The sequence below is a fragment of the Streptomyces chlorus genome (genome assembly GCF_042655885.1).
Taxonomy (GTDB): Bacteria; Actinomycetota; Actinomycetes; order Streptomycetales; family Streptomycetaceae; genus Streptomyces; species Streptomyces chlorus.
Genome location: NZ_JBHSOA010000024.1, coordinates 1 through 22,940, shown reverse-complemented (window position 1 = coordinate 22,940; position 22,940 = coordinate 1). Strand labels below are relative to the sequence as shown.

Here is a 22,940-nt window from a genome sequence, read left to right as displayed (position 1 = left end):
CCCGAGGGCGGCGAACGGCTATATCCGCGTCGTCCGGGTGGAGACCCCTTCGATGCGCAGGCTCCAGCGGCCGGCCCGTCCCGTGACGCTCACCCGTGACAACGAGCGGACGTCGATGTTCCAGTAGGTCGCGGGCGGCGCCTTCAACGCGTACACCAGTGCGGCGCGGATGACGGACGGTTCGGCCACCGCGACGACCCGGCAGTGGTCCTCGGCCGGCCGGGTGTCGAGCCAGCCGCCGACGCGGGTGATGAAGTCCAGGAGCGACTCTCCGCCGTGCGGGGTGGCGCGCGGGTCGGCGAGCCAGGCGTCCACGGCCTCCGGTTCGCGGGCCATGGCCTCCCCCAGGGTCAGCCCGCGCCAGCGGCCCATGCCGCAGTCGCGCAGGGCGAGCTGGACCAGCGGGGTGTAGCCGAGTCCGTCACCGGTGGCACGGCTGCGCGGGTTCGGTGAGCAGTAGCGCAGATCGGCGGCGGCGAGCGGGAGCAGCTCACGGGCCACCCGCTGCACGTCGCTCCACCCGGCCTGATCCAGCGGCCGGTCGTCCTCGAAACGCTCGGTCAGTCGCGAGAGGCTTCCCGCTGCGGCAACGAACGTGACCCGAAGTGCCATGCCGCGATGGTCAGTCCCTGAAGTGTACAAATCAAGGGGTACGGCCGGGGCGTTACCTGGAGTCCATCAGGTTGTACGGCCTCGGTCCGGACCTGCCGGACAAGTCATGCGCAGTGCCGGCGCCCCTGCCCCGCCTGTCCGAGCACTTCGTCGCAGGCGGTACGCAGGCGCCGTACGCCCTCCGTGATCTCCCCGGCACCCGCGACCGCCGCGAAGCTCAGCCGCAGGTGGGCGGCCGGGGGCTCGGCACTGAAGTAGGGGCGGCCCGGGGTGACGGCGACGCCGGCGCGCAGGGCCGCCGCGGTCAGGGCGGACTCGGCGATGCCGTCGGGCAGGCGCAGCCACAGGTGGTAGCCGCCGGCCGGGATGTGCGGCAGGGCGAGTTCGGGCAGCCGGAGCCGGAGCGCGGCGGTCATCGTGTCGCGGCGGGCTCTCAGCTCGGCGGAGACCGTCCGCAGGTGGCGCGGCCAGGCGGGCGAGCCGACGAGTTCCAGTGCGGCCTCCTGGAGGGGCCGGGGGACGAAGAAGGTGTCGACGATCTGGATGGCGCGCAGCCGCTCCAGCACCGGGCCGTGCGCGACGAGGGCGCTCACCCGGAAGCTCGGCGAGGTCGCCTTGGTGAGCGAGCAGACGTGGACGACGACGCCGTCGGGGTCGTCGGCGGCCAGCGGGCGGGGCAGGGGGCCCGCGTCCTCGTGGACCAGGCGCCGGACGAAGTCGTCCTCGACGACGAACGCGCCCGCCTCGCGCGCGATGCGCAGCACCTCGCCGCGCCGTTCGGGGGCGAGGACGGCGCCGGTGGGATTCTGGAACAGGGGCTGGCAGACGAGGACCCGGGCGCCGGTGGCCCGGAAGGCGTCGGCGAGCAGCTCCGGCCGCATTCCGTCCGCGTCCACCGGCACGGGCACCGGACGCAGTCCGGCGGCGCGGGCGACGGCCAGCATGCCGGGGTAGGTGGGCGACTCCACGAGGACGGGGGCGCCGGGCGGGGCGAGCGCGCGCAGGGCGGTGGTCAGCGCGGACTGGCCGCCCGCGGTGATCAGCACCCCCGCCGCGGTGACCGCGCCTCCGACGCTGCGCGCGAACCACTCGCGCAGCTCCACCAGTCCTTCCACGGGCGGTCTCCCCCAGGCTCCCGGCCGGCGCCCGGCCCGGGACAGTGCGGCCGCCATCGCGCGCTCCGGCTGCAGCGAGGGGTGCAGATAGCCGCCGTTGAACTCGATCACGCCGGGCGCCGGGGCGGCGAGCGAGGCCAGGACGCCGGAGGCGTCGACCGAGCGCGGGGCGAGATCGGCGGCACCGTCGGCGCTGAGCGCGACCTCCTGCCAGGAGGTGTCACCGGCCGTGGGGGCCGAGGACGCGGGCCGGGCGGCCCGGAACGCGCCGGCGCCGGGCCGGGTCACCACCAACCCCTCGGCGGCGAGCTGGGCCAGCGCCCGCGAGACGGTCACGGGGCTCACCCGGAACCGCTCCACAAGCGCCCGGCTCGACGGGAGCTTTCCACCCGGCGAGTAGCGGTCCAGCTCCTGTCGCAGCCGATCCGCCAAATCGGCAACGCTGCTACGCTCATACATGAGAACAGAGAGTAGCGCTACTACCGCGAACCCGATAGCGGTCCCCGCCCGCCGGGACCGCGCCGGCTTCGGCACCCTGCAGGCCGCCCTCGGCGTCATCGCCTTCTCGCTCACCTTCCCGGCCACCGCCTGGGGGCTGGAGGGGTTCGGCCCCTGGTCCCTGGTGGCCGTGCGCTGCGTGCTGGCGGGGCTGATCGCGGGCGGCTGCCTGCTCGCGGTGGGGACGCGGGCGGGGGCCCTGGAGGCGGGAGCGGCAGGTGTTCCGGTGCGTTCCCGGAAGGGCCTGGCGCGGTGGCGCGGTGTGCCGCTGCCCGCCCGCCGGCACTGGCCGGGGCTCGCGGTGGTCGCCGCCGGGGTCGTCCTCGGGTTCCCGCTGCTGACCACGCTGGCCCTGCAGACGTCGACCACCGCGCACGCGGCCGTCGTGGTCGGCCTGCTCCCGCTCACCACCGCACTGTTCTCCGCCCTGCGCGTCGGCTCCCGCCCTTCGCGCACTTTCTGGGCGGCGGCCCTCGCGGGTGCCGCCGCGGTGGCGGTCTTCACGGTGCGGCAGAGCGGCGGCGCGCTGACCACGGCCGATCTGTATCTCTTCGCGGCGCTGGTGGTGTGCGCGGCCGGGTACACGGAGGGCGGCAGGCTGGCCCGGGTGATGCCGGGCCGGCAGGTGATCAGCTGGGCGCTGGTGCTGTGCCTGCCGCTCGCCGTACCGGCCGCCGCCCTCGCGCTGGCCGTCGAGCCGGTGCGGCTGACCGCGCACAGCGTGGCCGGAGTGCTGTGGGTGGCGGCGGGGTCCCAGTTCCTGGGGCTGGTCGTCTGGTACCGGGGCATGGCGGCGATCGGCATCCCCCGGGCCAGCCAGCTCCAGCTCGCCCAGCCGCTGCTCACCCTGGTGTGGTCGGTGCTTCTCCTGGGCGAGCACCTGACAGCGGCGGCCCCGCTGACGGCGGCGGCGGTACTGGTGTGCATCGCCGTCACGCAGCGGGCACGCGGCTGACGGACCGTACGGACACACGTGCCCACGACGGCGGCCCTGCCGACCACCGCCCGAGGCGCCCAACATCGGGGCGCCCGGCACGCGCCCTGCCGGACTACCCGCTCCGCCGTAGACTCGGAGCCACGGACCGCTGCTCCCGCACATGGTGAGGAGACCCCGATGCGCGCAACTGTGGGCGACCGGCTTGTCCAGCACGGCAGGGTGGTCGGTCAGCACGACAAGGTCGCCGAGATCGTCGAAGTGATGGGCCCGAAGGGCGATCCGCCCTACCGCGTCCGCTTCGAGGACGGGCACGAGGCCGTGTGCTCCCCCGGCCCCGATTCCGAGATCCGGCACAGGAATCATCAGCACTAGCTGTATGGATCCCGAGCGTTGTCAACGCCGGCCGGGCTCCCTGACCCGGCCGGTCCAAGTGAAAGCCCCTGGGTCAACGATCAGCCTTCGACTCTTCGGCTCGTCGGACCGGGGAGGGCGTCGGCTGCCCGTAGTGGTCGGCGACCACCCGGGCCATCGCGCCGGCCGGGTCGGCGGCCACCTCCCGGGCGGCGAAGAAGACGTGCCCACGCGCCTGCGGGTACGACGCCGCGAGCGTGAGGTGCCGGGAAAGTTCGGCCGGGTCCTGCCAGGCCGCAGGCTGCGCCGGGTCGCCCGCCTTGTAGAGGGCTTCGCCGATGTAGAGCTGTACGTCAGTGCCACGAACGACCTCTGACCACCACGGCACGAGGACTGAATAATTTGCCGGAACCTGCTGGTCAAGCGGTTGCGCCAACCAATATAGCTGCGGACAGATGTAGTCGATCCAGTTCTCCCTCACCCACCGGCGGGTGTCCGCATGCAGGTCGTCGTAGGTCTGCACGCCCGCCCTGGTGTCGGAGCCGAGGGGGTCGGTGCCGGCGTTGCGCCAGACCCCGAAGGGGCTGATGCCGAAGCGGGTGTCGGGTCTGGTCTCCTTGATCCGGGCCGCCGTCTCGCGCACCAGCCGGTCGATGTTGTCCCGCCGCCAGGCCGCCCGGTCGGGGAAGGCACCGCCGTGGGTGTCGTAGGCGGTGTCGTCGTCGAAGGTCTCGCCCGCCACGGGGTAGGGGTAGAAGTAGTCGTCGAAGTGGACCGCGTCGACGGGATAGCGGCGCACCGCGTCGAGCATCGCGTCCTCGACGAAGGCGCGGACCTCGAGCAGGCCGGGGTTGTAGTAGAGCTTCCCCCCGTACGGGACCACCCAGCCGGGGTTCTCGCGGGCCGGGTGGGTGGCGGCGAGCCGGCTGGGGTCGGCGTGCGCGGCGACCCGGTACGGGTTGAACCAGGCGTGCAGTTCCAGGCCGCGGGCGTGGGCCTCGGTGACGGCGGTGCCGAGCGGGTCCCAGCCGGGGTCCACGCCCTGGGTGCCGGTGAGACAGGAGGACCAGGGTTCGTACGGGGACGGCCACAGGGCGTCGGCCGTGGGCCGCACCTGGAAGATCACGGTGTTGAGCCGGTTGCGGACGGCCGCGTCGAGGTGGGCGATCAGCTCGGCCCGCTGCTCGGCGGCGCTCAGCCCCGGGCGGGACGGCCAGTCCCGGTTGGCCACGGTCGCCAGCCACACGCCCCGCATCTCACCGGCAGCCGCGCCCCGGCCCCCCGCCGCGCCCGACGGCCCGGACATCGGCCGTCCCGGGGCAGCCGCCGCGGCCGTCATCATCGTCACCGCCGACAGCGCCGCCGCCGCGAATGCCCTGCGTGACACTCGTCCCATTTCGCACCCGTCACAAAAGCCGCGATCCGCCCGGCCGCGGACCGCTCCGGGCCCCAGGATGCCCGACCCCCGCGATCGATCATCGATACTTCCGGGTAACGTGCACGGACGGAGCAGGCGGCCGGAACCCGGCGATCCTGCCAGGAGTCGTAGACAGCGCAGGCCAGAAGGACCCGAGCCGCGCCCAGGAAGCGAAAGGGACGATGTGACCGACATCGAACGCGTCGGAGTGGTGGGCTGCGGCCAGATGGGCGCGGGGATCGCCGAGGTGTGCGCCCGCGCCGGACTGGACGTGCGAGTCGCCGAGACCACCGGTGAGGCCCTGGAGATCGGCCGTACCCGGCTGTACAACTCCCTGACGAAGGCGGCCGAGCGCGGCAAGATCACGGCGGAGGAGCTGGAGGCCACCCAGGCCCGGCTGAGCTTCACCACGGACCTGGGCGAGTTCGCGGACCGCGACCTGGTGATCGAGGCCGTCGTCGAGAACGAGCAGGTCAAGACGGAGATCTTCCGGGTGCTCGACCAGGTGGTGACGCGGCCGGACGCGATCCTGGCCTCCAACACCTCCTCGATTCCCCTGGTGAAGCTGGCGGTCGCCACCTCGCGGCCGGACCACGTCATCGGCATCCACTTCTTCAACCCGGCCCCCGTGCAGAAGCTGGTCGAGCTGATCCCGGCGCTCACCACCTCCGAGGGCACGATCAGCCGGGCGCAGCTCTTCGCCGAGAAGGTGCTGGGCAAGCACGCGATCCACGCCCAGGACCGTTCCGGGTTCGTGGTGAACGCGCTGCTGATCCCGTACCTGCTCTCCGCGATCCGGATGTTCGAGTCGGGCATCGCCAGCCGCGAGGACATCGACAACGGCATGGAGATGGGCTGCGCCCACCCGATGGGCCCGCTGAAGCTGTCCGACCTGATCGGCCTGGACACGGTGGCCTCGGTCGCGTACTCGATGTACGAGGAGTACAAGGAGCCGCTGTACGCCGCTCCCCCGCTGCTCCAGCGCATGGTCGACGCGGGCCGTCTGGGCCGCAAGAGCGGCTCCGGCTTCTACAGCTACGGCTGAGTCAATCACCCATGACGGGGAATTGATGTCCCGTCATGTTCACCGACCGTCGCATTCCGGCCATGCGAAGGGGCCCGGCACACCTGAACCGCAAAGGGTGCCGGGCTCGCGGCGTTCACACGCCGTGTGCGCGCCGGGCCCGCATATGCCTCCCGCACACTCTTACTCCGCGCCCACCAGGGGAGTTGACTCTCCCTCCGTGGACATGAAACGAGAAGGATTACGGAGAGGAGCGGACTTGTGACCGCCGATCCCGAACAGCCCGCCGTCCAGGGTGAGGTCGCAGAGTTACGGCGCCGCCTCGATGTGGCATACGCCCGCGTCGAAGGCGGACTGGCGCTGCTCAGCCATCGCACCGAGGAGGCGGCCAGGGAGCTGGACGAGCTGAACACCCGGATCGTCACCCTGGAGCACGCCCGCTGGCCGCTCCAGGCGGTCGCGGCCGTCACGGCCGTGGGCGCGCTCGTCGTGACGGCCTGGCAGGCGTTCGGCCGCTGACGCACGCACCCGGGCCGGACGGCCGACGGCTGCGGAGGGGTCAGGGCATGGCGTCCTGCCCCAGCCTGAGATGGTGCAACAGGAGTAACGCGGCTGCCATGTTGGCGGCCGGGACCTCACCGCGGGCGACCAGGTCGGGGACCACCTTGAGCGGCACCCACTCCCGGCGGTCCGACTCGAAGTCGTCCACCGGATGTCCGAGGTACTCGCCCTCGTCGGCCCAGTAGATGTGATGCCGGGCGTCGGTGAGCCCGTTGGACGGCTCCACGCTCATGAGATGGCGCAGGGGCCCCGGCCGCCAGCCGGTCTCCTCCTCCAACTCCCTGGCCGCCGCCCGGACGACATCCTCGCCGTCCTCGACGACTCCGGCGGCGAGTTCCCACCCCCAGCTGTCGGTGATGAAGCGGTGACGCCACAGGAGGAGGACCTCGTTGGCGTCGTTCACCACCGTGGCCACGGCGACGGGCCGCAGCCGGATGAGGAAGTGGTCGAGATGCCGGCCGTCCGGCAGCTCGACATCCGCGAGATTGACACTGAACCAGCGGTTCGCATACACGGTTTGCTCGTTCTTGTTCGCCCACTGCACGGTTATGCCACCTTTCATTCGACAGGTGGCAATATCGCAGCAGCGACGGTTCAGCAGCAGGCGCACAGGAGGCCGCCGGCGGCGCAGTGGACGGCGCGGCACGGCGCACGGCCGCACGGCGCGGACATCCGGGGCCCCTGCCCTTCCACCCCCTCCGCGCCGCGGCGCCTACAGCGGTACGCGCAGTGCCCCGTCGATGAGTTCGGCCGCCTCGGCGGTACCTTCGCAGCCGTTGCGCACCAGGTGATCGCGCACGGCCCGGAGTCTGTCGCGCAGCCGTTGCGACTCCATTCCCCGGGCCTGTTCGGCCATCTGCACGGCGATGGCGACCGCTTTGTCGGCGTTGCCCTGCCGCAGTTCGACGGTGCTCAACATGGCGAGGCGGTGCACCCGGCCCCGGTCGTGCGCGGGGTTGTCGACGGCGGCGGCCGCGTGCTCACCCGCCGCCGCCAGCTCGCCGAGACTGAGCAGGGCCTCCGCCACCTGCACGTTGACCAGGCCGGGCTGGACATAGCCGGTCTCGTCGGGTTCGCGGCCGCGCCGGATGCGCTCGGCGGCCTGTTCGGCACGCCGGATGCGGGACAGCGCGCCGGTGCCGTCGCCGAGGTGTGCGTACGCCTTGGCCTGCATCGCGTACAGGTCGGAGGCGAGCGCCGGCGTGATGTGCTTGCCGGCGGCACGGAGCGCGGCCTCCGCGAAGGCGACGGCCTGCCGGTACTCCCGCATGAACAGCGACTGGTTGACGAGGAGCGCGATCACATACGCGCCAAGGCCCCGGTCACCGCTGGCCTTTGCCAGCCGGAGCGCCTGGTGGAAGTACCGCTGGGCGAGGCCGTGGGCATCGGAGTCGTACGCGCAGATCCCGGCGACGGCCACCAACCCTCCCGTGGCCCGGTGCAGTTGACGGCCCATGGCGTCGGTGTAGCCGCCCCGGAGCAGGGGGGCGGCCTCGGCGTTGAGGAAGCCGACGATGCGGTCACGGGTCGCGACGCCGCCGGCCTTGCGATACATCTGCTCGTAGTGGCCGCGGGCGGCGCGCAGCATGTCCAGGTCGCCGGGGGTGACCCGGTGACGGCCGCCGCGCGAGACATCGACGTCCTCGGGCGGGTTCTCCCACTCCCAGACGGGCATCACGGCGGGGGTCCCGGTGACCGCGGGCGCGCCCAGTATGTGCGGGCGCCGCTGCTGGTCGGAGCGCCACAGCGCGGTGGCCCGCTCGACGAAACCGGAGAGTGTGCCGGTGTGCGGGACGGAGGGTTCGCCGGGGACGCCGGGGACGCCGAGGCCGATGTCGTCGAGGGTGACCGGGCGGTGCAGCCGGCCCGCCAGCACCTCGCAGATCAGGTCGGGTACCTGGCCCCGGGGCCGCTGCCCCTTCAACCAGCGTGCCACGGCGGTGTGTTCGTATCTGAGGGACAGGCCGCGCGCCCGGCCGGCCTGGTTGACGTGCGCGGCCAGGCCGGCGTGCGAGATACCGGCCTCGTCCAGGACCGCGTCGAGCAGAGTGTTGGGCTGCATGAGGCCCCCCGGGGGATCGGTGCCGACAGAGTAGTGGCTGGGCTTTCACACGGGGTGCGAACGGAGCGCTCGCATCCGCAGGGTGTGCACGCTGTCGCGGAGAGTTGCCGACCAGTTGACTGAGGTGCCTCGAAAGAGGCCGGCCGGGCCGCCGGCTCCCCCTCGTACAGTGCGGCGGCCCGCTTCCACGCCGTCCGCCCGGCTGCCTGCCCGACACTCCGTGGCGGGGCGGACGGCACCGCCGGCCCTGACGATCACGTCAGGCGACCGGTCACGCCGGGTGCTGCAGTGGGCTCGTCGGGGAGAGGTCCGTCGTGCCGGACCGCGCGGTGCCCCCCGGCCCCGAAGGGGCCCGGGGGAACGGGCGCTCGTTCCTGAGGATCAGCAGGGCGACGTCGTCCTGGGGCGGGCCACCGGTGTGGTGGACCAGCGCCGTGAGGATCGTCCGCAGGACGGCCTGCGGTGTGGGCGCAGCCTCGCGAGAGGCCGAGGCGAGCACCTCGGACAGCGGAAAGAAGCGGCCGTCGGCGTCCCGTGCGTCCTCGACTCCGTCCGTGTGCAGGACGAGCGTGTCGCCGGGCAGCAGCGGGTCGCAGGGAACGACGGGGAGTTCGGCGGGCAGCGGAAACGGGCCGAGCGGCGGGAGCGGGTCCGTGCGGGCGAGCGGTTCGGCCCGTGGACCGCTCAGCAGATGGGGCCAGGGGTGCCCGCAGTTCAGGGCCCGCATCTCCCCGTCGGGGAGGATCTCCAGCAGCAGTACGGTGACGAACTCCTCGGCGGTCCGGAAGACGTGGCCGGCGCCCGCCGACAGGCGCTCGGCACGCGCCCGCTCCCGCAGGTGCCGGTCCATCGCCCGCTCCAGCCGGCGCAGGACTCCGGCCAGGTCGGGCTCGTCGTGCGCGGCCTCGCGGAAGCCGGCGAGAACGGCGCTGACGGTGGGGACGGCTCCGAGCCCATGTCCGCGGACGTCGCCGATGACCGCCCGTACGCCGTACTCGGTGACGACCACCTCATACAGATCGCCGCCGATCCGGGCGCCCCGGTCGGCGGACAGCTGGACGGCGGCGACGGTCAGCCCGTCGACGCGGGGAGGCGGCCGCAGCATCCGCTGCGCGGTGCGGGTGATCGTGCGACTGCGCCGCACCTCCCGCAGCAGGCTCCGCCCGACGTGCAGGGCCAGTCCGGTACCGAGAGCGCCGAGGACCGTGGGCGGCAGCCCGCGGGCGAGCGCCCGGCGCAGCAGCGGGCAGTGGTCGGGTCCCCATGAGACGGCCGGTCCCCATGAGCTGGTCCTGGACCGCCCTGTGCGGGGCGCCCCACCCTTGAAGCGGATCATGCCGATGGCCCCCCATTTTGGCCCGGACAGCGCAGATCGGCCTCGAAAGGCCGGTCCGATTCTGTCGACCGGATCACCCGATCCGGACGTATCGCCCGGAAATGTCACCCGAACGAGTGAGGTAACCGGGGGAAGCGAAGGTGCGTGGGACTCATACGGTCCTGGGGGACGACCGAGCCTTGCCCGGCGGCAGCGTCGGAGGCGGCCGGCGGGGCCTGTCCAGCGGCGGTGAGCGACGGCTGCCGTGTCCCCCGGCGCGACGGAGGCCCCGGCACAGGGCGGACCTTGCTCGCAGCGGCCCGGGGCCCTGCGGCCGCCCGGTGTCTTTGGCGTGATCTGCCGGACGGGCCCCCATGGCTCACGGGGACCGCGTGACCGGCCACGGCACGAACGAGCCGTGGCCGGCGGACACGCGGTCCCCGAAAAACGCCGTAGGCCCCGAGGAGCCCTCCGGCCCGGAGGGCGTCAGCCCCGGAGGACCGCCCCGGTGCGCTCGCCCGCGAGGGCGACCGCCGATTCTCGGGCCGCGGACGCCTCGTCGACCGTCAGCGTGCGGTCGGGCGCGCGGAACCGCAGCGCGTACGCCAGGGACTTGTGGCCCTCGCCCAACTGCTCGGCGTTCTCGTACACGTCGAACAGGCGGAGGGACTCCAGCAGTTCACCGGCGCCCTCGCGCAGGGCCGCCTCGACGTCCGCGGCCGGCACGGAGCCGTCGACGACCAGGGCGACGTCCTGCGTGGCGACCGGGAAGGTGGAGATGCCCGGCGCCTGCGGGGTGCCTTCGCCGGCCTGCTCCAGGATGTCCAGGTCGAGCTCCATCGCGCAGGTGCGCGCGGGCAGGCCCAGGTTCTTCACCACACGCGGATGCAGCTCACCGGCGTGGCCGATGACCCGCTCGGTGCCGTCGACGGTGACCGCCAGTTCGGCGCAGCGGCCCGGGTGCCACGGGCCGTACTGGCCCTGGCGGACAACGAGTTCGGCGCCCGCCTCGGCGGCGACGGTACGGGCGGCCTCGACCGCGTCGGCCCAGTCGGCCGGGCGGCCCGCGCCCCACCAGCCGGCCTGTTCGCGGGCACCGGCCAGAACCGCGGCGACGTGCCGCGGCTGGTCCGGGAGCGCCGCGTCGAGCCCGGCGAGTTCCTCGTCGGTGGGCCGCCGGTCCACGGGCATGCGGATGGCGGCCCGCTGCTCCTCGCGCGGCTTGAAGACCAGACCGGTCTCGAACAGCGCGACGTCGTGGCTGCCGCGTCCGTCGTTGCGCCGCAGCGCGCCGAGCAGGCCCGGCAGCAGCGAGGTGCGCAGCGCGGGCTCCTCGTCGTTGAGCGGGTTGGTCAGCTTCACCACCCTGCGGGCCGGGTCGTCCGCGTCCAGGCCGAGCTGGTCGAAGATCTGCTCGCCGACGAACGGGTAGTTCGGCGCCTCGACGTATCCGGCGCCGGCCAGGGCCCGGCCGGTCCGGCGGTGCAGCCGCTGCCGGGAGGTCAGCCCGCGTCCGGCGGGCGGCCGGGGCAGGGTGACGGGCAGGTTCTCGTAGCCCTCGAGCCGGATGACCTCTTCGGCCAGGTCGTTCGGGTCGGTGAGGTCGGGCCGCCAGGACGGCACGGTGACGACCAACTCGTCCTGGCCGTAGACGTCGCAGCCGACCTGCTGGAGGCGGCGTACGACGGTCTCCCGGCCGTAGGTGACGCCGGCGACCTTGTCCGGGTGGTCGGCCGGGATGGTGAGGGTGTGCGGCGCGGACGGGGCGGCGACCTCGGTGACCCCGGCCTCGGCGGTACCGCCGGCGAGCAGCACCAGCAGGTCGACGGTGCGCTGCGCGGCAGCGGCGGCGGCCTGCGGGTCGACGCCGCGCTCGAAGCGCCGGGACGCCTCGGAGGACAGCTTGTGCCGGCGGGCCGTACGGGCGACCGACACCGAATCGAAGTGCGCGGCCTCGACGACGACCTCGGAGGTCGCCTGGTCGAGGTCGTGGTCGGCGATCTCGGTGTCGGCGCCGCCCATGACACCGGCGAGCCCGATCGGGCCGCGCTCGTCGGTGATCACCAGGTCCTCGGCGTCGAGGGTGCGCCGCACCCCGTCGAGGGTGGTGAGCTTCTCGCCCTGCTCGGCCCGGCGCACGCCGATGGTGCCCTGGACCAGGGAGCGGTCGTAGGCGTGCAGCGGCTGGCCGAGCTCCAGCATCACGTAGTTGGTGACGTCGACGGCCAGGGAGACCGGGCGCATGCCGGCCTTCTGCAGCCGGCGGGTGAGCCAGATCGGGGAGCGGGCGTCGGGGCTGAGTCCGGTCACCGTGCGGGCGGTGAAGCGGTCGCAGCCGACGGGGTCCAAGACCTCGACCGGGTAGCCGTAGGCGTTCGGCCCGGGGACGTCGAGCAGGGCCGGGTCGCGCAGCGGCAGCCCGTAGGCGGTGGCGGTCTCGCGGGCCACGCCGCGCATCGACAGGCAGTAGCCGCGGTCCGGGGTGACGGCGATGTCGAGGACCTCGTCGACCAGTTCCAGCAGCTCGATGGCGTCCTTGCCGACCTCGGTCTCGGGCGGCAGCACGATGATGCCCTTGGTGCCGTCGTCGCCCATGCCCAGCTCGTCGCTGGAGCAGATCATGCCGTGCGAGACCTTGCCGTAGGTCTTGCGGGCGGCGATCGCGAAGCCGCCGGGCAGGACCGCGCCGGGGAGCACCACGACGACCTTGTCGCCGGCCGCGAAGTTGCGGGCGCCGCAGACGATCTCCTGGGGCTCGCCCGTGCCGTTGGCCTGCCCGACGTCGACGGTGCAGAAGCGGATCGGCTTCTTGAAGTCGGCCAGCTCCTCGATGGTCAGCACCTGGCCGACGACCAGGGGGCCCTTGAGGTCCACGCCGAGGTGTTCGACGCTCTCGACCTCGAGGCCGGCCGAAATGAGCTTGGCCTGCACGTCGCGGCCGGTCTCGGTGGCCGGCAGGTCGACGTACTCCCGCAGCCAGGAAAGCGGGACCCGCATCAGATCTCCATCCCGAACGGCCGGGTGAACCGGACGTCGCCCTCGACCATGTCTCGCATGTCCTCGACGTTGTGGCGGAACATCAGCATCCGCTCGATGCCGAACCCGAAGGCGAAGCCGCTGTACTTCTCGGGGTCGACGCCGCAGGCGGTCAGCACCCGCGGGTTGACCATGCCGCAGCCGCCGAGCTCGATCCAGCCCTCGGACGAGCAGGTGCGGCAGGGACGGTCGGGGTCGCCGACGGACTCGCCCTTGCAGACGTAGCAGAGCATGTCCATCTCGGCGCTCGGCTCGGTGAAGGGGAAGAAGTTCGGCCGCAGCCTGGTCTTCATGCCCTCGCCGAACAGCGACTGCACCATGTGGTCCAGGGTGCCCTTGAGATCCGCCATGGTGAGGCCCTCGTCCACGGCGAGGAGTTCCACCTGGTGGAAGACGGGGGTGTGGGTCGCGTCCAGCTCGTCGGTGCGGTAGACGCGGCCGGGGCAGATCACGTAGACCGGCAGCTCGCGGCCGAGCAGGGAGCGGATCTGCACGGGCGAGGTGTGGGTGCGCAGCACGACACCGGACTCGGTGCCGCCCTGGGGGCCCTGCACGAAGAAGGTGTCGGCCTCGCCGCGGGCCGGATGGTCCGGGCCGATGTTGAGGGCGTCGAAGTTGAACCACTCGGCCTCGACCTGGGGGCCCTCGGCGACCTCGTAGCCCATGGCCACGAAGATGTCCTCGATGCGCTCGGACAGCGTGGTCAGCGGGTGTCGGGCGCCGGACGGTACGCGGTCGTGGGGCAGGGTGACGTCGACCGCCTCCTCCACCAGGACCCGGGCGTCCCGCTCGGCCTCCAGTTCGCTCTGGCGGCCGGCGAGGGCCTTGTTCACCCCGCCGCGCGCCTGGCCCACGCGCTTGCCCGCGTCGGCCTTGGCGTGCGGGGGCAGGGCGCCGATCTCGCGGTTGGCGAGGGCCAGCGGCGAGGCGGGGCCGGTGTGGGCGACCTTGGCCTCGTGGAGGGCGTCGAGGGAGTCCGCGGCGGCGAAGGCGGCGAGCGCCTCGTCCCGCATGCGCTCGATCTCTTCCGGTTTCAACGCCTCGACCTCGACAGGGTCGTACGACTTATTGGGTGCCGACATCTCTTCCCGTACTTCCGATTGGCTGGCTGATGGTCCCCGTCACCGGCTCGTGGCCGAAGCGTCTCCGTGTGTGGGACACAAAGGTGCCAGAGGCCGAGTCTAACGGGGTGAGGGAGCGCGAATGCGCCCGTGGGGCCCTGGGTGCGCGCTAGCTGAGATACGCGGGGGCCGCCACGGGCAACGTAAATCGGAGTTCCGCGCCGCCGCCGGGGGCGCGGCCGACCGTGATGGTGCCGCCGTGGACCTCGACGATGCCCTTGACGATGTACAGCCCCAGGCCGGTGCCGCCGCGCTTGCTGCCCCGCCAGAAGCGGGTGAAGACGCGGTTCATGGATTCCTCCGGGATGCCGGGACCCTCGTCGCTCACGGTGACCGACGTGGCCGCGTGCTCGCCGTTCTCCCGGTCGCGGGGGGACGTCGAGGGCGTGATGTCGATGGTGACGGTTCCCTCGCCGTGGCGCACCGCATTTTCCAGCAGGTTGCTCAGCACCTGGTCGACCTTGTCGGGGTCGGCCCACAGGTCGGGCAGGGGGTGCTGGATCCGCAGCAGGAACCGGTCGGCGGGCTGTCCGGCAGCGACGTACGCCTGGATGTGCCGTCCGACGGCGGCTCCGATGTCGACGGGCTGGCGGCGCAGTTCGAGGCGCCCGGAGTCGATGCGGGAGATGTCGAGGAGCTCGGCGATGAGCCGGGTGACCCGGTCGGCGTCGGCGTCGACAGTCTCCAGCATGAGCCGTTTCTGCTCGTCGGTGAACCGCTCCCACTTGGCGAGCAGGGTGGCGGTGAAGCCCTTGACGGAGGTGAGCGGGGAGCGCAGTTCATGGGCGACGATGGCGATCAGTTCGGCGTGGCTGCGTTCGGTGCGGCGCCGGGCCTCGGTGTCGCGCAGCGACACGACGACGCGGTGGACCGGTCCGGTGGGCCGGGTGCGGACGTAGCGCGCGGAGACGAGGACCTCCCGGCCGCCGGGCAGCAGGAGGTTGCGCTCGGGCTGGCCGACCCGGATGGCGAGGCCGCCGTAGGGGTCGGTGAGCTGCCACCAGCGCCGGCCCTCCAGGTCCTCCAACGGCAGGGCCGCGTCGAGCCGCCCGCCGAGGGCGCGCTCGGCGGGGACGGCGGTGATGCGGGCCGCGGCCGCGTTGAAGCAGATCACCCTGCCGTGCTCGTCGGCGACGACGAGGCCGTCGGGCAGCTGGTCGGGATCGATGCCGAGCTCGGCGGGGCCGGCGGACCGGGGCGCGGGCGGGCGCGCCGCCCGAGGTGCTCCCGGTGCGCTGCTCGTGCCGATGGTCATCCCCGTACCCCACCTCTCCGTACTTCCTCGGGGTGCCCCGCGCTCAGGCGGGGTACCCCGGTCCGGTCGGAGCCGGGGAGCCTGGGGTACGGCCGAGAGCTGGGGGAGGGTCCCCGGGCAGGTCACCTTACTAGCTCTCGGTGACGGAGCGGCACCCTCCGACGGCGCGCTGTGCACGCGCCGACGCGTAGAGACATACGGCGGCAGCGGTGGCGAGGTTCAGACTTTCGGCCTTTCCGTGAATCGGAACACGGACGACGGCGTCGGTGAGGGCCCGGGTCTCCTCGGGAAGTCCCCATGCCTCGTTGCCGAAGACCCAGGCGGTGGGCCCGCCCATGGTGCCGTGGTCGAGTTCGTCGTCGAGGTCGCGGTCGCCGGCACCGTCCGCGGCGAGTACCCGTACGCCGGTGTCCCTCAGGGCGACCACGGCGCGCTCGACGGGGACGCCCACGGCGACGGGCAGGTGGAACAGCGAGCCGACGGAGGCGCGTACGGCCTTGGGGTTGTACAGGTCGACGGAGGCGTCGGTCAGGACGACGGCCTCGGCGCCGGCGGCGTCGGCGCACCGCAGGACGGTCCCGGCGTTGCCGGGGTCGCGTACGTGCGCGAGGACGGCGACGAGCCGGGGGCGGGCGGCGAGGATCTCCTCGAAGGGGGTGTCGAGGAAGCGGCACACGCCGACGAGGCCCTGCGGGGTGACGGTGGTGGAGATGTCGGCGACGACCTGCTCGTCGGCGAGGTGGATGCGGGCGCCGGCGTCCCGGGCGGCGCCGATGATGTCCGCGTACCGCTCGGCGGCCTCCGGGGTGGCGAACAGTTCGACGAGGGTGGCGGCGCCGGCGTCCCGGTGAGCGGCGGCGTCCCGGTGAGCGGCGGTGTCGCGGTGAACGGCGGCCTCCCGTACGGCCTGCGGCCCCTCGGCGAGGAACAGTCGCTCCTTGCCCCGGAAGTTCCGCTTGGCCAGCCGCCGCGCGGCCAACACGCGGGGCGAGCGGGAGGAGATCAACTCGGGGGTGGCGGGGGGCATTCGGTTCACTTTCGCTCGCAGCTTCCGCGGTGGCTCCCGCGCGGGTGCCGCGGCAGCTTCCGGACAGACTACGGACCCGCAGGCAGCGCCTGCGGGTCCGTTGGATCACGCCGGTTACAGGACCGGCGCGGCGTCACGCGGCCTTGGGCGCGTTCACGTCCGCCGGCAGCGCCTTCTGGGCGACCTCGACGAGCGCGGCGAAGGCGGTGGCGTCGTTGACGGCCAGCTCGGCCAGGATCTTGCGGTCGACCTCGACGTTCGCGGCCTTCAGACCCTGGATGAAGCGGTTGTACGTGATGCCGTTCGCGCGGGCAGCGGCGTTGATGCGCTGGATCCACAGCTGGCGGAAGTCACCCTTGCGCTTCTTGCGGTCGTTGTAGTTGTAGACCAGCGAGTGGGTGACCTGCTCCTTGGCCTTGCGGTACAGGCGCGAACGCTGACCGCGGTAACCGGAGGCCTGCTCGAGGATCGCCCGGCGCTTCTTGTGGGCGTTGACTGCCCGCTTGACGCGTGCCACTTTTTAACTCCTTGTAGCGGGGCCGCGGTTGATGGTCACGTGGCCCGAAATCGATTGAGTCCCGGTTCTGACGTGCGTACGGCGCCGGAGCGCCGGAACATCACTTGCCGAGAAGCTTCTTGATCTTCTTGGCGTCGCCCGGGGCCATCTCGGCGTTGCCGGTGAGGCGACGCGTCACACGGGACGACTTGTGCTCGAGCAGGTGGCGCTTGCCGGCGCGCTCACGGAGCACCTTGCCGGAGCCGGTGACCTTGAAGCGCTTGCTGGCACCGCTGTGCGTCTTGTTCTTCGGCATGGCGCCGTTATCTCCTCGTCGGTGGCGCTCCGGTGCCCGGTCACGAAAACCGGGCACGGTGGAGCGTCGTACTTGTTTCGGTTATGTCCTTAAGGGCCGGCGGGCCCCGAGGTCATGTGGTCACGCGTCGGCGGGAGCCTCAGCCTGAACTTCGGCCGACGCCTCGACGTCCTCCGACTGCTTGGCATCCTCCGACTGCTCGTCGGCCTCCGACTGCTCGTCGGCCTCCGCGACGTTCTGCGAGCGGCCGGGGTGGGCCTTCGCGTCCGCCTTGCGGGCTTCCTGCGCCTGGCGGGCCTCGGCCATCGCCTCGGTCTTCTTCTTGTGCGGACCGAGAACCATGATCATGTTCCGGCCGTCCTGCTTCGGGTTCGACTCGATGAACCCGAGGTCCTGGACGTCCTCCGCGAGCCGCTGCAGCAGGCGGTAGCCCAGCTCGGGCCGGGACTGCTCGCGACCACGGAACATGATCGTGATCTTGACCTTGTCGCCCTGCTTGAGGAACCGGACGACGTGACCCTTCTTGGTGTCGTAGTCGTGCGGGTCGATCTTCGGCCGGAGCTTCATTTCCTTGATGACCGTGTGCGCCTGGTTCTTGCGCGCCTCACGGGCCTTCATGGCCGACTCGTACTTGAACTTCCCGTAGTCCATGAGCTTGCACACGGGCGGGCGGGCAGTCTCCGCGACCTCGACCAGGTCCAGGTCGTACTCCTGCGCAAGCTCCAGTGCCTTGGCCAGCGGGACAATGCCCACCTGCTCGCCACTGGGACCGACAAGTCGCACCTCGGGAACGCGAATCCGGTCGTTGATACGGGGTTCGGCGCTGATGGATCCTCCTCGATAGCACCACGCGACGGTCTGGCGGACAGCCGCGTAACGTCTGTGTTCGTTAGACCTAACCGCGCCGAAGCAACAAAAATGCCCCGGACGATCACAGGCGGGGCTCCTCGAACTACCGGAGCACCGCCGCGGTCATCGCGGGGCGCACTTTCGGGCGGGTCACCGCTGAGCGGCACCGCCTGACCGGTGACCTGTCATCCGGGGGACGATCAGGTGGGAGTTCGAAAGCCTCCACTTGTGGGCCGGAAACGCATGCTGTGAGCAGACGGGTCCGACCGGTCGTTACACGAGGTTACCAGCTTCCGCGGAGGTGCGCTAACCGCCTGTCCCGCGCTTTCTGCCGACGCCCCTCCTGCTGTCAAGGGGACACGCGCCGGGCCCTATCGTGTGGGGCATGAGTGAGACCTCCCCCTCGGACACCCCCGAGACCGCCGACAGCCCCGACTTCGACGCCATGACCCGTGACATCGCCGAGGTCCCGGCCGTCGAGGTGATCGTGACGGTCGCCGTCAATCTGATGAGCGCCGCGGCCGTGAAGCTCGGTCTGACCGAGGAGGGCGACGAGCACAAGGACCTGGACGAGGCCCGCAAGCTGGTGCACGCGCTCGCCGGTCTGCTGGACGCGTCCGCGACCGAGATCAGCTCCTTCCACGCGGCGCCGCTGCGCGACGGCCTGAAGTCGCTCCAGCTGGCGTTCCGTGAGGCCTCGCTCGTCAAGGACGAGCCGGGGCAGGGCCCTGGCGAGAAGTACACGGGCGCGATCTACGGCTGAGCATGAAGGGGCTCGGGGTCCGAGCCCCTTCACGGGCGTGACGCGTAGGTACGCGTCACGCCCGTACGTAGAAGGGCTCGCCCGGCGGCGTCGCCTCGGTCGGCAGTACGGCCAGGTCGAGGCCGCGCACCAGGCGGGCCCTCAGTGTTTCGTCGGCGGCGAGGCGCTGCGCCACGGCGCGGGCGGCCTCGGCGACGGAGGCCGCGGGGTCGAGGACCAGGGCAAGGGTGCCGTCGGCCTGTCCCGGCCCGAGGTGGGCGCGCAGGACGGCGGGCTCCGCGGCGACGACAGCACGCAGGGCGTCGGTGACCGCGGGGTCGGCCAGCGGGTCGGTCGTCGTGCGTCCCTCGGCGAGCGCGAGCAGCAGCGGGCCGGTCAGTTCGAAGGGCACGGGCCCGGCCAGGTCGAGGACGACCGTGTCCGCCTTCTCGTGCGCGGCGGCCTGCAGGGCCTGGTGCAGCGGTACGGCGACCGGGCGGGCCTGCGGGTCCCAGCGGGCGAGCGAGTCGGTGGAGGTGAAGGCGGGCAGTGCGATGCGGTCGCCGGCCTTCAGGGTGGGGACGGCCATGTCGCTGGTCTTCTCGCGGCGCAGCCCGTTCTCGTCCTCCTCGACCTCGCCGAGGACGGCCACGACGGGGACCAGCAGCCGGGTGCCCTTGAGCGCGTCGAGGACCGGCGCGACGGCGTTGCCGTCCTCGGCCCAGGCGGCGAGCGCCGCACTCAGCCGGGGGTCGGCGGAGCCGTCGTCGTCACGGTAGCCGGGGTCGGGAATGTTCTTGTTCGCCACGGTCGTCGACCCTATCGGCCTGGGGTGGCAGGCTCGCACGCGGGCGGACGGCGGGACGGGGCGGCCGCGAAGCGGCAGGAAGCGGCGGGAAGCGGGAGGCGCCGGTGAGGTCCGACGGGTGGGGTGCGCGTCCGGCGGCGATGGCGGCGGTGGCTGTGCCGGCCGGTGCCGAGGTGTCGGTGGGGGTGCTGGACCCGGTGTCGGGGGTGAGCGTCCGCCACGGCGACCGGGCGTTCGTCACGGCGAGCGTCGTGAAGGTCGGCATCCTGGCGGCGCTGCTGTTGGAGGCGCAGGATGTGGGACGGGCGCTCACCGGTGAGGAGCGGTCGTACGCCGCGGCGATGATCGAGCGCAGCGACAACGACGCGGCGTCCGCGCTGTGGCGCTCGATCGGGCGGGCGGCCGGCCTCGACGCGGCACACGCCCGCTTGGGCCTGACCGGCACCGAGGGCGGCGATGGCCCCCGGTGGGGGCTGACCCGGACCACGGTCGCCGATCAACTTCTGCTGCTCCGCCAGGTGTTCGGGGCCTCGGCGGACTCGAAGCTGACCGCGGCCCCGCGGGCGTACGTGCGGGGGCTGATGGGGCGGGTGGTCCCGGAGCAGGCGTGGGGGGGGTGCCGGTGATGGCGGACGCGTTGCCGCCGGGCGGCGCGGTGTGGGCGGTGAAGAACGGCTGGGTGCCTCGCGACGCGACCGGACTGTGGGTGGTGAACAGCATCGGCCGTGTCACGCTCGGGGGCCGGGACCTCCTGGTGGCCGCGCTGTCCGACGGCAACCCGACGATGGCCCGGGGCGTGGCACTGGTGGAGACGGCAGCACGGGCGGTGGTATCGGCGTTCACGGGAGACGGGCGTCAGAGTGTTCAGGCGCCCGCGCGTGGGCGGGGCAATTAACGGCGACGCGCTGGGCGGTCCCCTGCTCAAAGATCCTGAGGAAGGGCGTCACGGGGCGATCGGCCGATATGCCAGAGCCTGATCGATCACCTCATCGGCCGAGAGGTCCCGCTCCGGCGGCCGGAAGACCACGTCGCCGACATGTCCCTACGGGCCTCCCAGGGCTAGGCCGAGTCCGGCCGGCCAGTCGGCCACCTCGTCCTCCGAGGCGTAGTCCGCTTGCTTGATCCGCTGCACGAGCGCGACCACCTCCGCGCGGGTCGTCTCCATGGCGCTCCCCGGATCCCTCCACCGAGCCATCCCCCAACAGGCGCGTGAGCGCCCGGACAGGGCTTCAGGCGTCCTCGTGGCTCGGGCGGCGGCCGCGCCACAGGACGATCGTGGCGACCAGGAGGACGCCTCCCGCGCCGCCCGCGAGGGGGGCGGCCCAGTCGGCGGTGTCGGTGTCGGACTCGGCGGTGTCCGGGCCGGGGCCGAAGTACTGCTCGCCGTAGGCCGCCGACTTCAGGCCCTCGGGCTTCAGCCGGGCGGCGGCCTCTATGGCGGCGGCGGGGTCGACGAAGCCGAAGCCGCGGGAGTCGTCGCGGCCGTCGGCGGGGGCGTTGCGGGCCGTGTCCTCCAGGAGGCTCTTGAGCTGGGCCGGGGTCAGGTCCGGGTGGGCCGCCCTGACCAGGGCGACGGCACCGGAGACGAACGCCGCGGCGGCACTGGTGCCCCAGCCCTCGTAGTACTTGCGGTCGGGGTCGGCGATGATCACGTCGACCCCCGGGGCGCTGACCGTGGCGTACCAGCGCCGGGTGGAGAACGGGGCGCGGGTGCCGTAGCGGTCGACGGCGGTGACGGCGATGACACCCGGGTAGGCGGCCGGGTAGGAGACGCGGTCGCCCTTCTCGCCGCCGTTCCCGGCGGAGGCGACGACGGCCACGCCCTTGCGGAGGGCGTACTGGATGGCCTCGTCCTCGCCGGACTCGGGATGCGCGGAGGCGGAGTCGTCGCCGAGGGAGAGGTTGATGACGTCGGCGCCGTGGTCGGCGGCCCAGCGGATACCTTCGGCGAGGGCGTTGCCGCGGGTGCTGCGGGCCTTGGCGCGGGAGGGGTCGCCGTCCTCCAGGATCACGCGGACGGGGAGGATCTTCGCCTCGGGCGCGATGCCCAGGACGCCTTCGCCGTTCCCGACGCCGTGTCCGTGACCGGCGATGATGCCCGCCATGGCGGTGCCGTGCCGGGCCCAGGCGCGGTCGCCTGCCTCGGCTCCGAAGCCGACCAGGTCCTTTCCGGCCAGGACGTTGCCGGCGAGGTCGGGGTGCTCGGCGTCGACCCCGGTGTCCAGGACGGCGACGGTGACGTCCGCGCCCCGCGTGGTGCGCCAGACCTCCTGGGTGTGCAGGGCGTTCGGGCCCCACTGCTGGTCGCGGATGCTGTCCGCGTACGCGGCGGTGGCGGGGAGCAGGGCGAGGCCGGCGGCCAGCAGGACGCTCAGGGTCGCGGCTCGGGCGGTCGCGGGCCTCATGACGGCTGCTCCGTGGTCGTACCGACGTTCTTGCGCAGGCCGCGTTCGACCCGGTCGGCGAGGCCCTGCGCCTCGTGGCCGAGGCCCGCCTGGGCGGGGGCGGTGGTGGCGCCGGACTCCATGGCGTCCCCGGCGGGCAGCGGGGTGTCGACGCCGCGGCCGTCGGCCCAGCCGGTCACGGCGTAGACGACGACGGGGGCGTCGGTGAGGACGGAGATCGCCCAGGCGGCACGCTGTCCGGCGCCGAAGCCGGCGGCCGCGGTGCCCTTCGCCGCGTACGGGCGGGGTATCAGGTCGGTACGACGGTCCAGGCGCTCCTTGTCGAACCGGCCGGCGAGGGAGGCCATGCCGGCGGCGTCGGCCTTGGTGAACAGCAGGCCGACGGTGGTGACATGGCTCTGGGTGGCGTCGGTGTAGGTGGCGCGCAGCAGGCGTTCGCAGCCGACGGGGGCGAGCAGCTTGCGCAGCAGCGGGTCGAAGGCGTCCTCGCAGCCGCTGTCCGGGGCCACGGCTATCCGGGTCCAGACCCGGTCGGCGTCGCCGGGGCCGGCGCCTTTGCCCTGGACGGTGGGCGGGAACAGCTCGTCGACGGGGACGTTGTGCCACATGCTTCCGGCGGCGGCGAAGCCGCTGTCAACCCCCGTCTCGCCGGAGTCCCCGGCGAGCCAGCTCCCGGCGACAGCACCGCCGATCAGTCCCACGCCGAGGACGAGACAGACCGCGGCGGCCACGACCTGGGAGCGGCCCCGCCGTCCGAGCGGGTGCGGCCGGGCGTTCTCGTCATACCCCTCGGGCTGCGCGAACGTCACGACCGGCCGGCCGGAGCCGGAGGCACCGCCGGGTGCCATGGGAGCACTCCAGGAGAACGCGGGGTCGGGGATGCCCGGGCCGGAGTGCGCGGCTGTGGTCCGCCCGGAGCCGTACGGCTCCTCGGCGCCCGGACGCGAGGCCGGGACCCACGCGTCGTCCCGCGCGGGACGCCGCGCCGGTCCG

General features: G+C 72.8%; 24 protein-coding genes. 7 read left to right on the top strand and 17 right to left on the bottom strand.

Features of this window, described 5'->3' with window-relative positions; genetic code table 11:
• Window positions 1-18: 18 nt before the first annotated feature.
• Both ACFPZI_RS11545 and ACFPZI_RS11540 read right to left on the bottom strand, forming a co-directional pair.
• Complete coding sequence (locus ACFPZI_RS11545) at window positions 19-612, bottom strand: histidine phosphatase family protein (protein WP_381361788.1); 594 nt, start codon at window positions 610-612, stop codon at window positions 19-21.
• A 104-nt stretch (window positions 613-716) separates the two neighbouring features.
• On the bottom strand, window positions 717-2,186 hold the full coding sequence (locus ACFPZI_RS11540; RefSeq protein ID WP_381361785.1) for an aminotransferase-like domain-containing protein: 1,470 nt from the start codon (window positions 2,184-2,186) through the stop codon (window positions 717-719).
• On the opposite strand from ACFPZI_RS11540, the gene ACFPZI_RS11535 reads away from it, so the two are divergent.
• Together ACFPZI_RS11535 and ACFPZI_RS11530 are read left to right on the top strand one after the other, a co-directional pair.
• Complete coding sequence (locus tag ACFPZI_RS11535) at window positions 2,185-3,180, top strand: DMT family transporter (protein ID WP_381361782.1); 996 nt, start codon at window positions 2,185-2,187, stop codon at window positions 3,178-3,180. The genes ACFPZI_RS11540 and ACFPZI_RS11535 overlap by 2 nt on opposite strands.
• Window positions 3,181-3,339: 159 nt before the next feature.
• Window positions 3,340-3,534, top strand: coding sequence for a DUF1918 domain-containing protein (locus ACFPZI_RS11530; RefSeq protein WP_381361779.1), 195 nt, complete (start codon window positions 3,340-3,342; stop codon window positions 3,532-3,534).
• Between the two features lie 73 nt (window positions 3,535-3,607).
• Here ACFPZI_RS11530 and ACFPZI_RS11525 read toward each other — a convergent pair whose 3' ends face one another.
• On the bottom strand, window positions 3,608-4,909 hold the full coding sequence (locus ACFPZI_RS11525) for a glycoside hydrolase family 10-like protein (RefSeq protein ID WP_381361776.1): 1,302 nt from the start codon (window positions 4,907-4,909) through the stop codon (window positions 3,608-3,610).
• A 205-nt stretch (window positions 4,910-5,114) separates the two neighbouring features.
• Between ACFPZI_RS11525 and ACFPZI_RS11520 the strand changes: the two genes are divergently transcribed.
• Window positions 5,115-5,975 carry a 3-hydroxybutyryl-CoA dehydrogenase gene (locus tag ACFPZI_RS11520; RefSeq protein WP_381361773.1) on the top strand — a complete coding sequence of 287 codons (861 nt, stop codon included), beginning with the start codon at window positions 5,115-5,117 and terminating at the stop codon, window positions 5,973-5,975.
• Between the two features lie 240 nt (window positions 5,976-6,215).
• Window positions 6,216-6,473, top strand: a complete 258-nt coding sequence (locus tag ACFPZI_RS11515) for a hypothetical protein (protein WP_381361770.1) — start codon at window positions 6,216-6,218, stop codon at window positions 6,471-6,473.
• Window positions 6,474-6,513: 40 nt separating this feature from the next.
• On the opposite strand, the gene ACFPZI_RS11510 is transcribed toward ACFPZI_RS11515, so the two are convergent.
• From ACFPZI_RS11510 to infC, 10 genes are all read right to left on the bottom strand, one after another.
• Complete coding sequence (locus tag ACFPZI_RS11510; protein ID WP_381361767.1) at window positions 6,514-7,059, bottom strand: NUDIX hydrolase; 546 nt, start codon at window positions 7,057-7,059, stop codon at window positions 6,514-6,516.
• 168 nt (window positions 7,060-7,227) lie between these two features.
• A complete protein-coding gene (locus ACFPZI_RS11505; protein WP_381361764.1) occupies window positions 7,228-8,577 on the bottom strand; it encodes a transcriptional regulator in 1,350 nt (449 codons plus the stop codon).
• A gap of 271 nt (window positions 8,578-8,848) precedes the next feature.
• Entirely contained in the window at window positions 8,849-9,913 is a 1,065-nt protein-coding gene (locus ACFPZI_RS11500) for a PP2C family protein-serine/threonine phosphatase (RefSeq protein ID WP_381361762.1), read from the bottom strand.
• Between the two features lie 465 nt (window positions 9,914-10,378).
• Window positions 10,379-12,889 carry a phenylalanine--tRNA ligase subunit beta gene (pheT, locus tag ACFPZI_RS11495; protein WP_381361760.1) on the bottom strand — a complete coding sequence of 837 codons (2,511 nt, stop codon included), beginning with the start codon at window positions 12,887-12,889 and terminating at the stop codon, window positions 10,379-10,381.
• Complete coding sequence (pheS, locus tag ACFPZI_RS11490) at window positions 12,889-14,010, bottom strand: phenylalanine--tRNA ligase subunit alpha (protein WP_381361757.1); 1,122 nt, start codon at window positions 14,008-14,010, stop codon at window positions 12,889-12,891. Before pheS ends, pheT begins: the two co-directional genes overlap by 1 nt.
• Before the next feature lie 148 nt (window positions 14,011-14,158).
• Entirely contained in the window at window positions 14,159-15,304 is a 1,146-nt protein-coding gene (locus ACFPZI_RS11485) for a sensor histidine kinase (RefSeq protein WP_381361755.1), read from the bottom strand.
• A 130-nt stretch (window positions 15,305-15,434) separates the two neighbouring features.
• Window positions 15,435-16,331 carry a TrmH family RNA methyltransferase gene (locus ACFPZI_RS11480; protein ID WP_381361752.1) on the bottom strand — a complete coding sequence of 299 codons (897 nt, stop codon included), beginning with the start codon at window positions 16,329-16,331 and terminating at the stop codon, window positions 15,435-15,437.
• A 133-nt stretch (window positions 16,332-16,464) separates the two neighbouring features.
• The gene (gene rplT / locus ACFPZI_RS11475; RefSeq protein ID WP_004933571.1) at window positions 16,465-16,848 is read right to left on the bottom strand and encodes a 50S ribosomal protein L20; all 384 of its coding nucleotides are present in this window, start codon (window positions 16,846-16,848) and stop codon (window positions 16,465-16,467) included.
• 100 nt (window positions 16,849-16,948) lie between these two features.
• Entirely contained in the window at window positions 16,949-17,143 is a 195-nt protein-coding gene (gene rpmI, locus ACFPZI_RS11470) for a 50S ribosomal protein L35 (protein ID WP_055574739.1), read from the bottom strand.
• 120 nt (window positions 17,144-17,263) lie between these two features.
• A complete protein-coding gene (infC, locus tag ACFPZI_RS11465; protein WP_381361820.1) occupies window positions 17,264-17,971 on the bottom strand; it encodes a translation initiation factor IF-3 in 708 nt (235 codons plus the stop codon).
• Window positions 17,972-18,377: 406 nt separating this feature from the next.
• On the opposite strand from infC, the gene ACFPZI_RS11460 reads away from it, so the two are divergent.
• A complete protein-coding gene (locus tag ACFPZI_RS11460; RefSeq protein WP_381361749.1) occupies window positions 18,378-18,755 on the top strand; it encodes a DUF1844 domain-containing protein in 378 nt (125 codons plus the stop codon).
• A 55-nt stretch (window positions 18,756-18,810) separates the two neighbouring features.
• On the opposite strand, the gene ACFPZI_RS11455 is transcribed toward ACFPZI_RS11460, so the two are convergent.
• Window positions 18,811-19,542, bottom strand: a complete 732-nt coding sequence (locus tag ACFPZI_RS11455) for an SseB family protein (RefSeq protein WP_381361746.1) — start codon at window positions 19,540-19,542, stop codon at window positions 18,811-18,813.
• 104 nt (window positions 19,543-19,646) lie between these two features.
• Here ACFPZI_RS11455 and ACFPZI_RS11450 point away from each other — a divergent pair, with 104 nt between their 5' ends.
• Both ACFPZI_RS11450 and ACFPZI_RS11445 read left to right on the top strand, forming a co-directional pair.
• Complete coding sequence (locus tag ACFPZI_RS11450) at window positions 19,647-20,168, top strand: serine hydrolase (protein WP_381361744.1); 522 nt, start codon at window positions 19,647-19,649, stop codon at window positions 20,166-20,168.
• Window positions 20,168-20,437, top strand: coding sequence for a hypothetical protein (locus ACFPZI_RS11445; protein ID WP_381361741.1), 270 nt, complete (start codon window positions 20,168-20,170; stop codon window positions 20,435-20,437). Before ACFPZI_RS11450 ends, ACFPZI_RS11445 begins: the two co-directional genes overlap by 1 nt.
• A gap of 147 nt (window positions 20,438-20,584) precedes the next feature.
• On the opposite strand, the gene ACFPZI_RS11440 is transcribed toward ACFPZI_RS11445, so the two are convergent.
• The 3 genes from ACFPZI_RS11440 to ACFPZI_RS11430 form a co-directional block, all read right to left on the bottom strand.
• The gene (locus ACFPZI_RS11440; protein ID WP_381361738.1) at window positions 20,585-20,707 is read right to left on the bottom strand and encodes a hypothetical protein; all 123 of its coding nucleotides are present in this window, start codon (window positions 20,705-20,707) and stop codon (window positions 20,585-20,587) included.
• A 64-nt stretch (window positions 20,708-20,771) separates the two neighbouring features.
• Window positions 20,772-21,947: a type VII secretion-associated serine protease mycosin gene (mycP, locus tag ACFPZI_RS11435; protein ID WP_381361736.1), complete on the bottom strand. Its 1,176-nt coding sequence runs from the start codon at window positions 21,945-21,947 to the stop codon at window positions 20,772-20,774.
• A complete protein-coding gene (locus ACFPZI_RS11430) occupies window positions 21,944-22,756 on the bottom strand; it encodes a hypothetical protein (RefSeq protein ID WP_381361818.1) in 813 nt (270 codons plus the stop codon). The genes mycP and ACFPZI_RS11430 overlap by 4 nt, the downstream gene beginning before the upstream one ends.
• Window positions 22,757-22,940: the final 184 nt, after the last annotated feature.

What these genes read in the sequence shown, in the direction of transcription:
- ACFPZI_RS11485 (WP_381361755.1), bottom strand. Translation starts at nt 15,304, where the DNA reads ATGACCATCGGCACGAGCAGCGCACCGGGAGCACCTCGGGCGGCGCGC.
- ACFPZI_RS11440 (WP_381361738.1), bottom strand. Translation starts at nt 20,707, where the DNA reads ATGGAGACGACCCGCGCGGAGGTGGTCGCGCTCGTGCAGCGGATCAAG.
- ACFPZI_RS11500 (WP_381361762.1), bottom strand. Translation starts at nt 9,913, where the DNA reads ATGATCCGCTTCAAGGGTGGGGCGCCCCGCACAGGGCGGTCCAGGACC.
- ACFPZI_RS11480 (WP_381361752.1), bottom strand. Translation starts at nt 16,331, where the DNA reads ATGCCCCCCGCCACCCCCGAGTTGATCTCCTCCCGCTCGCCCCGCGTG.
- ACFPZI_RS11505 (WP_381361764.1), bottom strand. Translation starts at nt 8,577, where the DNA reads ATGCAGCCCAACACTCTGCTCGACGCGGTCCTGGACGAGGCCGGTATC.
- pheT (WP_381361760.1), bottom strand. Translation starts at nt 12,889, where the DNA reads ATGCGGGTCCCGCTTTCCTGGCTGCGGGAGTACGTCGACCTGCCGGCC.
- ACFPZI_RS11535 (WP_381361782.1), top strand. Translation starts at nt 2,185, where the DNA reads ATGAGAACAGAGAGTAGCGCTACTACCGCGAACCCGATAGCGGTCCCC.
- pheS (WP_381361757.1), bottom strand. Translation starts at nt 14,010, where the DNA reads ATGTCGGCACCCAATAAGTCGTACGACCCTGTCGAGGTCGAGGCGTTG.
- ACFPZI_RS11545 (WP_381361788.1), bottom strand. Translation starts at nt 612, where the DNA reads ATGGCACTTCGGGTCACGTTCGTTGCCGCAGCGGGAAGCCTCTCGCGA.
- ACFPZI_RS11525 (WP_381361776.1), bottom strand. Translation starts at nt 4,909, where the DNA reads ATGGGACGAGTGTCACGCAGGGCATTCGCGGCGGCGGCGCTGTCGGCG.
- rpmI (WP_055574739.1), bottom strand. Translation starts at nt 17,143, where the DNA reads ATGCCGAAGAACAAGACGCACAGCGGTGCCAGCAAGCGCTTCAAGGTC.
- ACFPZI_RS11540 (WP_381361785.1), bottom strand. Translation starts at nt 2,186, where the DNA reads ATGTATGAGCGTAGCAGCGTTGCCGATTTGGCGGATCGGCTGCGACAG.
- mycP (WP_381361736.1), bottom strand. Translation starts at nt 21,947, where the DNA reads ATGAGGCCCGCGACCGCCCGAGCCGCGACCCTGAGCGTCCTGCTGGCC.
- ACFPZI_RS11460 (WP_381361749.1), top strand. Translation starts at nt 18,378, where the DNA reads ATGAGTGAGACCTCCCCCTCGGACACCCCCGAGACCGCCGACAGCCCC.
- ACFPZI_RS11445 (WP_381361741.1), top strand. Translation starts at nt 20,168, where the DNA reads ATGGCGGACGCGTTGCCGCCGGGCGGCGCGGTGTGGGCGGTGAAGAAC.
- ACFPZI_RS11530 (WP_381361779.1), top strand. Translation starts at nt 3,340, where the DNA reads ATGCGCGCAACTGTGGGCGACCGGCTTGTCCAGCACGGCAGGGTGGTC.